This is a genomic window from Salinimicrobium sp. CAU 1759, from assembly GCF_054482715.1.
Window position 1 is genome coordinate 381,125 of sequence record NZ_JBTLRK010000001.1, and the last position, 15,444, is coordinate 396,568.

11 protein-coding genes and 1 tRNA gene are annotated in these 15,444 nt (G+C 41.9%); 5 read left to right on the forward strand and 7 right to left on the reverse strand.

Annotation, left to right across the window (positions count from 1 at the left end):
- Positions 1 to 335: 335 nt before the first annotated feature.
- The gene (locus ACXYMT_RS01690) at positions 336 to 3,098 is read right to left on the reverse strand and encodes a triple tyrosine motif-containing protein (RefSeq protein WP_459057358.1); all 2,763 of its coding nucleotides are present in this window, start codon (positions 3,096 to 3,098) and stop codon (positions 336 to 338) included.
- Positions 3,099 to 3,440: 342 nt separating this feature from the next.
- On the opposite strand from ACXYMT_RS01690, the gene ACXYMT_RS01695 reads away from it, so the two are divergent.
- Together ACXYMT_RS01695 and ACXYMT_RS01700 are read left to right on the forward strand one after the other, a co-directional pair.
- Positions 3,441 to 7,034: a metallophosphatase gene (locus ACXYMT_RS01695; RefSeq protein ID WP_459057359.1), complete on the forward strand. Its 3,594-nt coding sequence runs from the start codon at positions 3,441 to 3,443 to the stop codon at positions 7,032 to 7,034.
- Between the two features lie 83 nt (positions 7,035 to 7,117).
- A complete protein-coding gene (locus ACXYMT_RS01700) occupies positions 7,118 to 7,894 on the forward strand; it encodes an SDR family NAD(P)-dependent oxidoreductase (protein ID WP_459057360.1) in 777 nt (258 codons plus the stop codon).
- A gap of 261 nt (positions 7,895 to 8,155) precedes the next feature.
- Here ACXYMT_RS01700 and ACXYMT_RS01705 read toward each other — a convergent pair whose 3' ends face one another.
- The 5 genes from ACXYMT_RS01705 to ACXYMT_RS01725 all read right to left on the reverse strand — a co-directional run bounded on the left by ACXYMT_RS01705 (position 8,156) and on the right by ACXYMT_RS01725 (position 11,478).
- Positions 8,156 to 8,632 (reverse strand): DsrE/DsrF/DrsH-like family protein, encoded by a 477-nt coding sequence (locus tag ACXYMT_RS01705; RefSeq protein ID WP_459057361.1) that lies wholly within the window; start codon positions 8,630 to 8,632, stop codon positions 8,156 to 8,158.
- A 16-nt stretch (positions 8,633 to 8,648) separates the two neighbouring features.
- The gene (locus tag ACXYMT_RS01710; protein ID WP_459057362.1) at positions 8,649 to 8,957 is read right to left on the reverse strand and encodes a TusE/DsrC/DsvC family sulfur relay protein; all 309 of its coding nucleotides are present in this window, start codon (positions 8,955 to 8,957) and stop codon (positions 8,649 to 8,651) included.
- 25 nt (positions 8,958 to 8,982) lie between these two features.
- Positions 8,983 to 10,212 (reverse strand): type III sulfide quinone reductase, selenoprotein subtype, encoded by a 1,230-nt coding sequence (sqr, locus tag ACXYMT_RS01715; protein ID WP_459057363.1) that lies wholly within the window; start codon positions 10,210 to 10,212, stop codon positions 8,983 to 8,985.
- A 158-nt stretch (positions 10,213 to 10,370) separates the two neighbouring features.
- Positions 10,371 to 10,940 (reverse strand): lipid-binding SYLF domain-containing protein, encoded by a 570-nt coding sequence (locus ACXYMT_RS01720; protein WP_459057364.1) that lies wholly within the window; start codon positions 10,938 to 10,940, stop codon positions 10,371 to 10,373.
- 466 nt (positions 10,941 to 11,406) lie between these two features.
- Positions 11,407 to 11,478, reverse strand: a tRNA-Arg gene (locus ACXYMT_RS01725).
- Positions 11,479 to 11,598: 120 nt separating this feature from the next.
- Between ACXYMT_RS01725 and ACXYMT_RS01730 the strand changes: the two genes are divergently transcribed.
- The 3 genes from ACXYMT_RS01730 (at position 11,599) to ACXYMT_RS01740 (ending at position 13,586) form a co-directional block, all read left to right on the forward strand.
- Entirely contained in the window at positions 11,599 to 12,585 is a 987-nt protein-coding gene (locus ACXYMT_RS01730) for a DUF1028 domain-containing protein (RefSeq protein WP_459057365.1), read from the forward strand.
- Positions 12,586 to 12,590: 5 nt separating this feature from the next.
- Positions 12,591 to 12,968 (forward strand): hypothetical protein, encoded by a 378-nt coding sequence (locus tag ACXYMT_RS01735; protein ID WP_459057366.1) that lies wholly within the window; start codon positions 12,591 to 12,593, stop codon positions 12,966 to 12,968.
- A gap of 93 nt (positions 12,969 to 13,061) precedes the next feature.
- Complete coding sequence (locus ACXYMT_RS01740) at positions 13,062 to 13,586, forward strand: HD domain-containing protein (RefSeq protein WP_459057367.1); 525 nt, start codon at positions 13,062 to 13,064, stop codon at positions 13,584 to 13,586.
- Between the two features lie 197 nt (positions 13,587 to 13,783).
- Here the strand turns inward: ACXYMT_RS01740 and ACXYMT_RS01745 are convergent, their stop codons facing one another.
- Positions 13,784 to 15,340 (reverse strand): M20/M25/M40 family metallo-hydrolase, encoded by a 1,557-nt coding sequence (locus ACXYMT_RS01745; RefSeq protein ID WP_459057368.1) that lies wholly within the window; start codon positions 15,338 to 15,340, stop codon positions 13,784 to 13,786.
- Positions 15,341 to 15,444: the final 104 nt, after the last annotated feature.

Below are 15,444 nucleotides of genomic sequence, written 5' to 3' on the forward strand. Positions count from 1 at the left end.
GAAGGCCAAAAATTGCATTCCAGTTCGAAATCGATTTCGAATTACCAAAAACAGATTTTTATTAGGGCAAAATATAGAATACTCAATCTGGACTCTTAATTAGTCGTTAAAATTGTGTTACCAATATATTAAGTATAAACACAGGTGAAAGAAAAACCGCCTTTACAAAAAACATACAGGTACAAAGATTCTTGTATAGATATTCAAAAAGCCTGTAGAATGCTATAGTTTCAGGGGAATTACCCGAATTTAGCGGGCTTTGGAAAAAAGATATTTTTGTATTCTATTCGGGAAATGTAGAGGTGTTGTAAAGTTTTTTTAGCCCGCTGTAAAGGCTATAAATCCATAATATAATCTGTCAAATTGATCTCCCGGGGAAGATTCATCTTCTTTCTCAATCGATATCGCTTTATTTCAACACTCTTTACAGAAATATTAATAAGTGGTGCAATTTCTTTTGAAGATAGATTCAATCTTAAATAGGCACAGAGTCGGAGGTCGTTTGAAGTAAGTTCAGGATGTTTTGCCTTTATCTTGTCAAAGAATTCTTTATCTGCATTTTTAAACGCTTCCTTGAACATCTTCCAGTTGTCTTCCTCCCTTAGTTCTTTATCAATTGTTTTTATTACTCCTTTTACTTTTGAACTTTCTGCTTCTTTAAGCTCTTCCTTAAGTATGGAAAGAAATTCATTCTTTTTAATGAGAGACATAGTGGAAGCAGCCAACTGTCCATTCTTCTCTGCCATGTCCTTCTCTAAATGCTCTTTTTGGAGTCTGATAATTTCCTGTTCGGCCTCCATATTTTTCATTCTTAGATTCTTTTCCCTTTCTTCCACAATCTTTCTGTGGCGCCTGCGATAGGAATAATGAATGCCAAGAAGCCCCAGAAGAAAAAGTAGAAAGTAAAGGAACCAGGCCAGATTACTGTAATACCAGGGTCGGGCTATTGAGAAATTATAACTAATTACTTCTGTTTCTATATCATTGATCCTACCCTTTAGCTCGAAAGTATAGCTTCCTGAAGGTAAATTTTCAAACTTCACTGTACCCGTTTGATTCCAATTAGACCAGGCTGAAGAATAGTTGAGCAGTCGATGACTGTATTGAGTTTCCGACAAAGCCTGGTAGTTTGGGATACTATACAGGAATGCAAGGTTATTGACCTCACTTTCCAGATCCAGGCCGTCAATTCCAAGAGATTTAAAAGAAAAATTCTCTCTTTTTGAAGCAGTGCCAACTGCATTTAGCATTAGTTCACCGGAAGGGATCTTTTTAAGAGGCAAAGAGAATTCTATGTAACCGCCGTTGGAGCCTACAACGTACTCATTAGACCCAACAAGAGAAATATTTTCAAAACCCTTGCTTATATTTCTACTTTCCAGAGGAAGGGGTACCCGTCGCTGTATGAGTTTCTGCTCAAAAGGATCCCTGGTTACATAAAACAGATTGTCACTGCCAAACGTCCACCAGTTCCCATCGTCCAATACCAAGGATACACCACTGATCCTATCATTGTCCCTGCTAATTTGGTTCAGCTCATTTTCAGCTGTAAATTCTTCTTTGTCTTTATCATAAATATAAACAGCATCTTCTGTTGAATAGTAGATATTGTCTTCAAACCTAAAAATTTGTGGGCCCATTTCAGATCTTTTGCCCATACCGAAGTTCTTCTGATTTTCAACGCGGTTATAGTCCTTATTGATCTCTAGTCTAAAAATACCTCTATGGTAGTGACTCAACCAAATTACAGAATCGTTCTCGACAATCATATCCTGAACAGAAAGGTCGAAATCTTCTATAAAATGTGCTTTGGAAGTAGCTGAGGTATCGGGTAAAAAACTAAGTCCATTATAATGACCCTGAATTATGCCTGGACCGAACTTCTCTACCGTCCAGGTTCCCAAACCGTCCCATGCATGGTAGGCTTCTGTTCCATCAATAATAAATGTTCCCCTGTCATGACCGGCATAAAGTTTCCCATTGATTACTTTTAAACTCCACACCTGCCCGGTCGTGCCCTTTATAAGCTGGTAAGGCCCTTCAGATTCAGCGACTTTGTAGTAAAGCCCCTGGTTTGTACCTAAATACATTAGTCCGTCCAGGACATCACTGCAATATACTGTACCTATCTTTCCGAAGGTATCTACGAATAACCGGAAAGGACTTTCGCGGTTGATCACAGCGATCCCATTATCAAGCCCTCCCCAGATATTACCTTCTTCATCTTCCATGACAGCAAGAAGCGTATTATTGAGCAGGGTAGGTTGTGTAAGCTGGTATTGAAGATTCCCTTCAAGGCTTAAGAGATAAAGACCTCCACCTATACTCCCAAGGGCAAGGGAACCATCCTTTAAGTAGAGCGCAGAAAAGAAACTAACTGAAAGAGGATAATTCTCTACAGTCAAGGGATCCCATTGATTTCCCGTAATAATGAAAACCCCATCATCCCGGGTGACAGCCAACATTTTGTCGCTGGAATATGGAAAAAGTCCAATGATCGCTTTATTCCGGATCTTCTCATTAGAAACGAACTCCCGACCCACGCCATCCTCAATTACATAGAGATCTTTTTCAGCAACCTGGTAATATATCTTGTCCCTGACTCCAAACAAATTTGAAATATTCTTCTCAGTAACGATAGCAGTAACTTTACCTGTCTTTTTATTGTAACTATATAATCTCTGGTGACTTTGAAAGATCACGTAATCTTCCACTTCTTTAATATCCCAGAATTGTTCTCCATCAACCAAACCCGACGCTACTGAGTCTTTTAAAGAGGAATACTGAAGCCTTCCATTTTCCTGAGTTCGCCAATAACCAAATTCCATGTAAGCCCCGGTGTAAATGTTCTCACCCGAAGCTAAAACAGAGCGCACTGCCGTCCCTCCCGGAACCCTATAGAGGGTCCAGTGCTCCCCATCATACTGGAGAAGACCCGAATTGTTTGCGACAAAAATTTTCTTGTCAGGTCCCTGGGCGATCATCCAGTTTTGATTTCCTGCGCCATAATCCCTGGGCGAAAAGTTAGTGACAGGAGGTAATTCCTGACCTGTGATCCCAAGGCTGATAAAAAGAAAGACGTAGAAGTAGATCTTCAAAACTTATAGAATTTTAAAAATGTGAGGCTCGTAAACAAATATAACCTCTATTTAGGTTTAACGAAATTTTAAGTAAAGCATTTTACGCTCCTTGACCTCTCTATTCTTGTTGAAGACGCACAACAATTTAAGCTTTTCAAATCACTATATAAATCCTCAAAAACGACCTTTTAGACAGTAATATCCTATTATGTCAAGCTTAGTGCTTTTTGGGAGAATCCCTTTATTAATGTTATAAACGGGTTAAAAGGACACGGAATAGCCATTATTTTTTGGAAATTGAGGCAGTTAATACAGCTACTGCTGTTTTACAAAGGATAAATTATAAACCGGAACTCCTCTATGATCCAAAAAATATTATCCCCGGGCCGTTTTTTAAGGCCTGTTATTATATATATCGTTACATTATTCTATTTTTCAATTTCGGCTAACGCACAGCACCAAAAAAGTGACACCAATGAGGTTAGCCGCTCCTTTTATATTTTGTCTAATACCGGTCCTGGTGCCAATGTCGCTACCTCCACACTTCTCGAAGATATAATAAAAGCTTCCAAAAAGGATCCTTCAGCGACCCTTTTGTGGCCAGGAAATATCACTTTAGCACATGGATATCCTGAAGCAGAAGAACAGCGAAAGGAGACAAAAAAGTTTCTTCAAAATTACCTTCTAAATCCCCTGGAGGATTTCAACGGAAATATCATTTATGTCCCCGGGGAAAACGAATGGAACAAATCTGCACCTCAAAGCATTGATGACATGGAAAGTTTTCTCCAGGATAACAGCAACGGGAAGTTTCTTCCAGATGACGGTTGCCCTGTAGAAGATATTGAAATTAATGATGAGATTGCTCTAATAACCGTTGATTCCCAGTGGTACCTGCAGGATTGGGATCGAAGCAGCGACTATAATGTTGAATGTGATATAAGAACACGCGAGCGATTTTTTATAGAAATAAAAGATGCCCTAAAAGACAATTTCGGCAAGCTCAAAATTGTTGCGGTTCATCACCCGGTAATGAGCTCCACAAAATTAGGTTTCCTTGACCGTGTTTTCCCATTTTCAAGGCAGGATTTTGAGAACCCACGATACCGGGAATTTCGAAAAACTTTGGAAACCCTGGCAAGTCAATTTGATGACGTCATTTTTGTTTCCGGAAATCATGCTAACCTTCAGTATTTGCACAACGGTAGAAATCCACAGATCATTAGTGCTACCGCTGCCGAAACCGAGCCTGCCACTGCCCGTGAAGAAGGCCATTTCGCTTCTGAAGAACATGGATACGCGAAACTTACAGTATTCAAAAATGGCAATTCCAGAGTGGATTTTTTTACTGCTGAAGCTTCACAACCTGTGTTCAGTAAAGTAATTCCGAGGGAAAGGACTACGAAAATTGAATTGGAAGGAGCAGCCTGGGAGAAGATCGGAGACACCTATTCCGCATCAGTTTATACTCCCGAAGAAACTAAAAAAACCGCATTTTACCGCCTCTTATGGGGTAAACATTATAGGGATGTCTACAGCAGGAAGATCGAGGTTCCCGTGCTGTTGCTCGACACTATCCACGGCGGACTCAGACCTATCAAAGAGGGAGGCGGCCAACAGTCCCGATCCATTAGGTTTATAAATGACCAGGATCATGAATTCACTCTAAGGGCTTTAAGAAAAAACCCGTCACAGTACATACAGGCCGATCTCATTCCCACAAGTTATGTTGAAGACCGGGTAAAGAACACTTTTCCCGAGCGGCTTGTTCTGGATTATTTCACTACTTCCCATCCTTACGCCAAATTTGCCCTAGATAATTTTGCTGAAGCTCTCGACTTACCTCACATAAAACCTGAAATCTATTACGTGCCTCGCCAACCTGCTTTAGACATTCACAATGATGAATACGGGGATGAGCTTTACGAATTGCAGGCCCATGCCGGCAGCGAAAACAAATCTTTTGCGCAATTTGAAAAACCAGATGAGATCATAAGCACTTTTGACCTTTTAGAAGAGTTAAGGGAAAATCCGCAAGCTAGTGTCGATGAGAAAGAATATCTCAAAGCACGGCTTTTTGATATGTTAATTGGAGACTGGGACCGCCACCAGGACAACTGGCGATGGGCGGCTTATGGCGATGAGGAAGAGGTGTATTATTTACCCATCCCCCGGGACCGCGACCAGGCGTTTACAAAATATGACGGCCCTCTAATTAGTCTTTTAAAACTCGCCTTGCCCAACTTGCGGAAGATGCAAACCTATGATGAAGATATCGATAATGTCAAATGGTTCAACTGGTCGGGCTATCCACTGGATTTGCAGGTCCTTTTTAAGACCGACTGGCAGCAGTGGGAGGAGCAGGTGAAGGTCATTCAGCAGGAAATCACCGACGAAGAGATAGCAGCCGCTTTCGCAGAACTACCAAAAGCTGCACAGGATCAAACAATTGAAGAGATCAAGCAGAAATTAAAAGGCCGACGTGCAAACCTCATGAAGATCGCCCGCGACTATTATGAGCACATGCTAGAATTTACTGTGATCACAGGAACAGATGAAGACGAAGATTTCAAGATAACCCGTCGGGAAAACGGCCTTACAGAAATTGCCCAGTTTTCCGAAGGTGAAGAGATCTTCAGGCACACTTATAGTTCTGAAGAGACAGGAGAGATATGGATCTATGGAATGGACGGGGAAGACCGCTTTACTGTAAGTGGTAAAGGCGAGAACCCTGTAAGGCTAAGGATCCTGGGCGGCCCTGGAAAGGATATTTACGATTTTCAGAATAAAAGAAATGTAAAGCTGTATGATTTCCGAAGTTCAGAAAATGAGATCGTGCAGCCCGGCTCCCGCAGATTACTGGTAGATTCTTATGAGATCAACAACTTTCACTACAAAAAATTCAAATACAATACCTTTAAGGCCCTTCCCTACGTCAATTTCGAAACCGATGCGGGCTTTACACTGGGTGCCGAGGCTGTGTGGACGAAATATGGCCTGGTAAACAATCCTTTCCAGGCACAGCATGAGCTATTGGCAAATTACTACTTTGCAACAAATGGTTTTTCGGTAAGTTACCGCGGCGAGTTCGCCCATCTATTTTACAATTGGAACCTGGGGATCACCGCACGCTACACCAGTCCTAATTACACTTTAAATTACTTCGGAAAGGGAACAGAAACGACCTACAATCCTGCCGATACCGAAAGAGACTACAATCGGGTGAGGATCCAAAAAGGGCATTTTTCGCCTTCATTGATCTGGCGGAATGATGCCGGAAGTGTTTTTGATATTGGGCCATCTCTCGAATCCTATCAGGTAAAGTACGAACCCGACTCATTCCTGGGTGAAATATTAGACCCCGAAAATGATATTTTTGAACAGCAACTATATGCAGGTGCCGAAGCCAATTACAGGTTCTACAGTAAGAATACTGAGGCATTCCCAAGCCTGGGATCAGATATTCAGTTAACCACCGGCTACAAGAAGAGCATAGACGACGCAAATAATGAATTTGGGTACATTGAACCATCGGTATCCTTCAATTATCCTTTAATCTCCAGCGGTTACGCAGTCTTTGCCACAAAAATTGGTGGAGAGGTCATTTTTGGAGATGATTACGAGATCTATCACGCTGCAGCCATAGGCGGAAACCGAAATCTTCGCGGCTATCGCAATCACCGTTTTAATGGGAAGCAGGCTTTTTACCACAGTACAGATCTTCGAAGCGCTTTAGGTCTGTGGGAAAACAATTTTCTACCCTTTGTTTATGGTGTAACTGCAGGCTTTGACTACGGAAGAGTATGGACACCCGGTGAAAATTCGAAACAATGGCATAATAATTATGGAGGCTCGATCTGGATAAGTGCCGGACTCACTGTAACGGGAAACATTGGTCTTTATCATGGAAGTGACGGCAACCGTTTAAGTGTAATGCTCAACTTCAAATACTAGAGAAGTAAATTACCTTTTTCTTAACGGCAGCTTTCAACTTTCCTTATTAGCTTCATAGAATATTGAAAATCAAAAAAGTAGCTATGGGGAAACTAGAGGGAAAGGTGGCACTAATCACGGGGTCAGATTCGGGAATTGGCGCGGCTTCAGCTATAGCCTTTGCTAAAGAAGGAGCAAATGTGGTAATAACATACCACACAGATGAGAAAGGTGCAAAGGAAACCTTGGAAAAAGTTGAAGATGCCGGAAGTAAAGGAATTGTGTTACAGGTGGATATTTCCGAAGAAAAGGAGGTGGAACAAATGTTTGATCGCAGCTTGCAGGCACTTGGAAAACTGGATATTCTCATGAACAATGCCGCAATTAACGGCCAGGGCTTCAAAGTAGCAGAAATGCCTACCGAGAAATTCGATCTTGCCATCAAAACCAATCTTTACGGGACATTTTTCTGTACCCGAAGATTCATAAAAGAACTGCGCAAAGCCAACCAAAAAGGAAAGATCATTAACGTTAGCTCGGTCCATGAGGAAATTCCTGCTCCGGGTACAGCAGAATATTGTGCATCCAAGGGTGCCGTGCGCAACTTTACAAGGGTTCTGGCCCTGGAACTGGCCGAAGAAGGGATCAATGTCAACAATATTGCGCCGGGGATGATTCTTACTCCCATGAACCAGGAAGCCATTGATGACAACAGTGCAAGGAAGGAACAGGTACAGCATATACCTATGAAGCGGGCTGGAAGACCTGAGGAAATTGCAAAGCTCGCAGTGTTTCTCGCCTCAGCTGACTCCGATTATGTCACCGGATCCACGTATGTCATGGACGGTGGATTAATGCAGCAAATGGGCCAGGGAGCATGATACAGGTTGGCAAGGATCTGTGATAGGTGAGTGGCAAGCCTGGAACAGGATTGTATAACTCGGAAGGATCAAAATAAAATAGGAACAGGAGCAGTCAAAAATGGCATTTTTGAGGAGCATTAAAAACCGGCTGATTCCTCAGCCGGCTTTGATTACCCCGTCTATCATGAAAACAGTAACTGGAAATTGTTCTCCTTTCTCGAGGTGAGGTTTAATCTGTGGGGTTACATCTTCTTTTGCTGCTTCTGTAATTTGGAATATTTAGATAAATAACATTTGAACGCCTTCTTTATCTGCCCTGTTATAGAAATCCCCGATAGTAAGGATTCCATCGAGATCTTCAATAAGATCATTTTCTTTTAAGTGGAACATGTCATACGCAAGTTTACAGGCCCAGAGTTTTACTCCCGAAGCAGATAAAATTTCCAGGAACTCATCAACAGGGGGCATGTCGAGCTTATCCATTTCCTTCTTCATCATTTTGGTTGCAATAGCTTCCATGCCCGGCAGCCCTCCTACCATAGTAGGTATGTGCATGGCGGGATTACCAACAGTTGCCACGTGTAACTTATTCATTTTCTTCTTCTGGATAGCTTCCAGCCCAAAAAAAGTGAAGAATATTTCAGATTCAATTCCTTCCATCCTGGCTCCATTTGCCATAATAAAAGCTGCATACACGTTTTCTATAGTAGCTTTTGACAGGATAAAGAGCATCTTTTTTACTTTAGTCTGGCTCATTTTAGTAGTTTTTAAATTAGATACAACTTTTTGGTTTTGGTACACCGGCAATTTTGGTAGAGATCTTCAAGGGTCCGCCGGGGAATAATGAGTAGAACTCCTTAATGTCTAAAACACCACTTTTCTTAATTCCTCTTATTGATAAAGCCTTATCGGCCTTTACCTGCTCCTGAAGCCATTCGATCACCTCCCAGTGTCGTGGGGTCATCTGAATCCCTTCAGCTTCGGCAATTTGTTCGCCTACCTCCCTGTTCCACTGTGAAAAATCAAGTAAATATCCTTCTTCGTTTACCTTTACGTTTGATCCTGCAATTAAAGTTTCCATGATTTATAGTTTTGGATTATTATTTCTAAAGTTTTTTGCCTTTGGTGTTCATATTTCTACTCACCAGGGGAATAGGAATTCCCTTTAATAACATGTTCCAGTAGATCCACCTGAAGGCTAATTTTCCCCAGTGATTAAAGACACTTTCTTTTAAGAGTTTTAAGGGGCCAATCCCCGCTATGGGAAAAGTTCCCTCTACGGGTTCCTGCTTATAATTAAAGTCGATCAAGAGGGCCTTGTTCTTGCCTGTTTCGATGAAGCAGTTGGCATGTCCATCAAATTCCGGTTTAAGTGGCTTTCCGTCTATATAAAGCAGAATATTGTCGGCGAGCGTTTCTGCTTCAAAATGTGCTACGGAACCCGCTTTTGAAGCCGGCACATTTGTGGCATCTCCTATTACAAAGACCTCATCATACTCTTTGGATTGCAATGTGTGATGATCTGTAGGTACAAAATTGAGATCATCCCCCATTCCCGATCGTGCAATTACCTCATCTCCCATATTCGTGGGAACAGTCACCAACAGGTCAAAGGATATCTCTCTTTCTCCATAATCAATGATCTTGTTATTTACATTATCTACTTTTTCTATGGCAAAATCGATCTCCAGGTTAATGTTCTTCTCTTGTAACAGATAACCTAAGGCTTTGGAACTCTTTTCTTTTGTAAAGGCTCCGGAAAGTGGTGTTACATAAGTAAGTTTTACCTTATCCCGAATTCCTTTTTTTTCAAAGAATGAGTCAGCCAAAAAGGCGAATTCCAATGGAGCTACAGGACATTTTATAGGCATCTCTGTAAGGTGTACGACCATATGTCCTCCCTTCCATTCCCTTAGTTTGTTTCTTAGGGCCAGTGCTCCTTCATAGGTATAGAAATCAAAGACAGATTTGTGCCAGTTCTTTCCTTTCATTCCCTCGACTTCTTCAGGGGCAATTTTAGAACCAGTAGCAATAATAAGGATGTCATAATCCAGAGTCTGATCCTCTAACTTTACCTTTTTATCTTCAGGGAAGATCTGCTCAATTTTCTTCTGAATATAATTGACTCCCTTGGGAATGAACATTTTACCATCCTTTTTAACCTGATCTTCAGTATAAATGTCAAATGGCAGAAACAAAAATCCAGGCTGATAATAGTGGGTCTTATATTGGTCAACTATGGAAATGTTCCAATCGATTTTCTTTAACCTGGGCCTTAGGTGATTTGCCATCATCGTCCCAGCAGTGCCGGCTCCCAGAATTACTAGATTTTTCATGACGTTCATTTTAAATACAATATAAATTTAAGACCTGTAGATCTTTTTTTATGTAACTTCTGTTACACAGGAGAAGAAAATTTGGAAATAAACAACTGGGAATAAAAAAACCGGATCGTGTAGATCCGGTTTCTAAAAATGTCAGTTTTTATGTTCTATTATTTGACGGCCCGATAATCAAATTCCTGACCACCTACAGAGATACCTGCCATAGCTCCCGCTTTTGGCATAATGGCAACCCCGGCACCGTTTTCAAAGGTAATGGCGCCACCTTTACCTTCATCCCAGATCACTGCAGAAGCACTACCTCCAAATTCAAAATCTCCTTCTTTGAATTTGTTTAGAGCTTCCTGAGTTTCAAAGACAATAAGTTCTCTAAAGGCTTTTCCTCCAAACTGGAATCCTATATCTATTTGCCTTAGTTCTGCATATCCTGCCACCTGTCCATTTTCATAAACAACTCCATTTCCTGCAGCCCCTCCAAGAATCCAGGCACCCTTCCCCACATTAGGGAAGATGGCATATCCTACGGCATCATTCAACATGCTTTCCAGCTGAGGGTTAGCCCTCATAAAGGCTCTTTTCGCATCCATGGCGTCAGATTTTATTACTTCGCGCTTTTCCATATCCATGATCCTTTCCTGATCCTGGGCATTTAATGTTGCCGAAGTCAATAATAGCATCAAGACAATAAGTCCGCTGTACAAGTTGTACGAAATTCGTTTCATAACTTTCTCTTTTTTTGGTTATCACCTTAATTTACTGAATAAGCACCCGAAAAAGTGTTAATCGGAAGTTATTTCACGAAATGTTAAGGTTTTGATCCATTTGTTCTGGATTTGTGCCCATTTTTGAACTTAATGGATCAATAACGACTGCCATAGAGCTTTAAAAGACATTGCTATGTTGGCCGAAACCTTTATAAAAAGAACATTTATCAACAGAAAAGTTGCTTTAATAAAACTCAAAGCATTTTTTTTGAAACATTGATCTCACAAGGGTTAGATCTTCGCTTAAGGAGAGCCTGACAATGGTTATTTAAGAATCGGTTTTTTTGTTTATTGATCAATTCCTGCCATACCTAATTCCGATAAGGAAAAATCAAGTAGCAAAAACAAGACGAGAAAAGAGGTCATAAAAAACCCCAAAGCTCAGAAGAGTTTCGGGGTTTTTTCGTGTTTAACATTGAAATAGTAGCCTCGCCAGGAATCGAACCTGGATCTAAAGTTTAGGAAACTTCTATTCTATCCATTGAACTACGAGGCCAAGGCCGCAAATTTAAAAACTTCCTTTTAGTTATCCGTCGTAACCTTCAAATTTTTAGAATGGAAATGCCGGAATATCTAATAAAGGAATATTTCATACTTTTAAACAAATTATATGATCATGAAGATCCTTCCCTTCCTCGCTTTAATGTGTGGAATTACTGTTTTAGCACAGGAAAAAAATCCTGAGATAATGAAAGATGCCTTTGCACACACCTATTCCATTGTTGCCAGAGATGCCAAGACCGGTGAAATGGCCGTGGGAGTGCAAAGCCACTGGTTTTCTGTGGGATCAATTGTCTCCTGGGGAAAATCTGGGGTTGGAGTGGTTGCCACTCAATCCTTTGTTAATCCTGCTTATGGGCCTCAAGGATTAGAGCTCATGGAGCAGGGTAAAAATCCTTCGGAAGCTCTTGGTATTTTGCTCGCTCAGGACGAAGGAAAAACATACCGGCAAGTGGCATTTTTGGATACTTCGGGCCACACTGCTGCCCATACGGGTGAAAATTGCGTTGAAGCTGCCGATCATCTCACCGGAGAAAACTATTCAGTTCAGGCCAATATGATGCTCAATCAAACAGTAGTACCTGCCATGCAAAAAGCCTTTTTGGAGAACAAGGATCTTCCTTTAGCCGAAAGAGTGCTCAAGGTATTGCAGGCTGCCGAGGCTTCCGGCGGCGATCTTCGCGGAAAGCAATCTGCTGCCATTATTGTCGTAGGTCCAGAAAAAGTTGAGAATCCATGGGAGGAAAAGAAGATCGACCTGCGTGTGGATGATCATGAGGAGCCATTGGTAGAACTGGAAAGGCTTTTAAAGGTCGCCCGTGCTTATGAGTACATGAATAGAGGCGATCTTGCCATGGAAAACAACAATATTGACAAGGCTCTGGAAGAGTATGGAAACGCTATGAAGCTCTTCCCCGAAAATCTGGAGATGCAGTATTGGACAGCTGTAGCCCTTGCCAACAGCGGAAGAATGGATGAAGCAAAACCTATTTTTAAAGCCGTATTTGCAGACGATGAGAACTGGAAGGAAATGACCCGCAGATTGCCTTCTGCCGGGTTGCTCACTATACCACAAGAAGAATTGCTAAACCTAATAAAATAAAAGAAATGAGAAAACTAAATTTTAAATACATCATAATCGCTCTCGGTTTGGTCCTTATAGTCTCCTGTAAGGATGAGGAGAAAACTGCTCAAACATCTCCACAGGAAACTTCTGAAACCACTGCTGAAACAACTGCTGAAGCTGCAGGAGGTGAAGAAGTAAAAGTGAACCCGGCTCACGGACTGCCGGGACACAGGTGTGACTTACCGGTAGGAGCGCCACTTACGGCAAGTACAGGAACTACGCGAAATTCTACTTCAACAAATCAAGCGCCGTCCACTTCAGTTTCTCCGATTAGAGTTGATCAAACTCCAAAAGTGAATCCGCCGCACGGGGAGCCGGGCCATGACTGTGCAGTTCCGGTTGGATCTCCGCTGCAATAGAAGTATTCAAAAATGACATTTTAGAGGCTGCAATTTTTGCAGCCTTTTGTTTTTTTATCACTTCTGAAAAATTCATATTTTAAGAGGAAAAACATGGAAGAAGAAGCTCTTGAATTTGCCACAAAAGCTCATGGGGATCAAATGCGAAAATATTCTGAAGAACCTTACATAGAACATCCTAAAAGGGTAGCCGAGATAGTCCGTACAGTTCCTCATACTTCAGAAATGATCTGCGCAGCATACCTGCACGATGTAGTTGAGGATACTCCTGTAGAAATAGAGGAAATTCAGCAGAAATTCGGAAAAAAAGTAGCCGATTTGGTGCAGGAACTTACAGATGAATACATGAAGGTCCATTATCCACACCTCAACCGCAGGGCTAGAAAGGATAAAGAAGTAGAACGACAAGCTACAATTAGCAAAGAGGCAAAAACCATTAAGCTGGCCGACGTTATTGACAATACTCCCGATATTGTAAAGAACGATCCCGGCTTTGGCCGTAAGTACCTCTATGAAATGGAGAAACTTACCCGGGTTCTAGTTGGGGGCGATAAGGTGCTTTTCGACAGGGCACGCAGAGAAGTTGCCGATGGCAAAAAGATTCTGAATATGAAATGAAAAACCTGCAGTTTATAAACCGTTAAAACGGTTTAGATCATGCCGTATATATTTATAGCCCCAGGTTTAAACCCGGGGCTATGGGAAAACTATAATCCATAAATGATTTTAACCATTTAAATAGCAAAAAGTCCATGATGAAAGCTTTGGAGATCTGTTCTCAAAAAAGTCTTGACTCTTGGTTCTTGCTTCTTCATTTACTCCACTCCTCCTCTTCGGTTTGGAGAACGCGGCTCCGGCCATGTCATTTGCTCTCCTGTACGAGGATTGTTCGGTAGCTTGATCTGTTCTCTTGAAGTGGTTTCCTCATCTTCGCTGGCCATATAAGCAAGGACAGCAGTGAGGATCACATTATTTCTCACATCATCAAAAACGATCTTATCATAAGTATCTCTGTTAGTATGCCAGGTATAGTTCCAATACGACCAGTTAAGTGCACTAAGGTTAAAGGCTGGTACTCCGGCGGCAAGGAATGAGGCATAGTCTGAGCCTCCCCGACCGGGTCTTCCCGGGAAGTTAGTTTCGATATGGTTAGATACAGTATCGGGAACTTTGGAAAGCCAGTCGCCTAAATAATCATAGGCGTGTAAAAAGCCATTTCCGGAGATATTTACTACTCTTCCCGTTCCGTTATCCTGATTGAAGACCGCCTGCGTGTTCTTTACAATTTCAGGATGATCTTCAACGAAAGCACGCGAGCCGTTGAGGCCCTGCTCCTCACTACCCCACAATCCCACAATGATGGTTCGTTTTGGGTTTGGATAATGTTCTTTCAGAATTCTGGCAGCTTCCATCATCACAATAGTACCGGTACCATTATCGGTTGCTCCTGTAGCTCCATCCCAGGAGTCGAAATGCGCAGAAAGGATTACGTATTCTTCAGGTAATTCGGTTCCTTTAATGGTGGCGATGGTGTTGAATGTCGGAACCATTCCCAGTTCTTTGGATTCTGCAGTTACCCTGATCTTTGGTTTGCTTCCGCTTTCTGCCAACCTGTAAAGCATGGTATAATCTTCAAGAGCAAGGTCCAGCGTAGGAACCTTTTTGGTGTACGCAGCAAAAACTTTATTTACACCAAATCCATCAGACCAGTTGGAAGTAACTACTCCAACAGCTCCCGCATTCTCAAGTGCAGCAGGCAAGGTTCTGGAATTATATCCCATGGTGCGGAATTTATCTCTCCATGCCTCTGTTTGCTCCCGACGTTCACGCTTCATTTTTTCAAAAGAAGCTTCGGTCGCGAATTCTTCCCAGTTGTAATCCGGCCTTCCTGTTGGTTCTTTCATGGAGATCAGCACGAATTTTCCTTTTACGCTAGGAAGCCAACGCTGAAATGCCATGGAATCTGTAACTGTTTCGGGTAGGGTGATCACCTCTGCAGTCACGGGCTTTTTTCCTGTTGATGGACTCCAGGCGAGTTGCCTTCCTTCGAGGGTCTGCACGCGAGGTTCGATCATGTCAATATGGGTGATCCCTCGTTCCCAGCCACGCCATTCGCCCCACTTCTGCTTCTCGGCAGGAATACCCCAGCTCTCAAATTTTTGTACTGCCCAGTTATGTGCATTGTTCATTTGTGGCGTACCTACCAGCCTTGGGCCAATACTGTCCAGCAATTGATGTGCGAGTTGCTCCAAATGTGAATTTTCTTCGGCTTCCTGAACGATATTCTCAATGACCTGGTCATTACTTTGTGCAAAGGAAAGTTGTCCTGCAAATAGCAAACACAGGAACCAAATTCCTGAAAATTTTTTCATAATTATTATAGTTTAAGTTCGGTTTCGACCAAATATATTAATTAAACGTAAATTTCCTCCTGCTGAACTTCTGCTAATACTGACGCATTTACAGGTTTTTGACG

Coding starts and splice junctions, on each gene's coding strand:
- ACXYMT_RS01695 (WP_459057359.1), top strand. CDS start 3,441: ATGATCCAAAAAATATTATCCCCGGGCCGTTTTTTAAGGCCTGTTATT.
- ACXYMT_RS01705 (WP_459057361.1), bottom strand. CDS start 8,632: ATGAGCCAGACTAAAGTAAAAAAGATGCTCTTTATCCTGTCAAAAGCT.
- ACXYMT_RS01720 (WP_459057364.1), bottom strand. CDS start 10,940: ATGAAACGAATTTCGTACAACTTGTACAGCGGACTTATTGTCTTGATG.
- ACXYMT_RS01710 (WP_459057362.1), bottom strand. CDS start 8,957: ATGGAAACTTTAATTGCAGGATCAAACGTAAAGGTAAACGAAGAAGGA.
- ACXYMT_RS01735 (WP_459057366.1), top strand. CDS start 12,591: ATGAGAAAACTAAATTTTAAATACATCATAATCGCTCTCGGTTTGGTC.
- ACXYMT_RS01740 (WP_459057367.1), top strand. CDS start 13,062: ATGGAAGAAGAAGCTCTTGAATTTGCCACAAAAGCTCATGGGGATCAA.
- ACXYMT_RS01730 (WP_459057365.1), top strand. CDS start 11,599: ATGAAGATCCTTCCCTTCCTCGCTTTAATGTGTGGAATTACTGTTTTA.
- sqr (WP_459057363.1), bottom strand. CDS start 10,212: ATGAAAAATCTAGTAATTCTGGGAGCCGGCACTGCTGGGACGATGATG.
- ACXYMT_RS01745 (WP_459057368.1), bottom strand. CDS start 15,340: ATGAAAAAATTTTCAGGAATTTGGTTCCTGTGTTTGCTATTTGCAGGA.
- ACXYMT_RS01700 (WP_459057360.1), top strand. CDS start 7,118: ATGGGGAAACTAGAGGGAAAGGTGGCACTAATCACGGGGTCAGATTCG.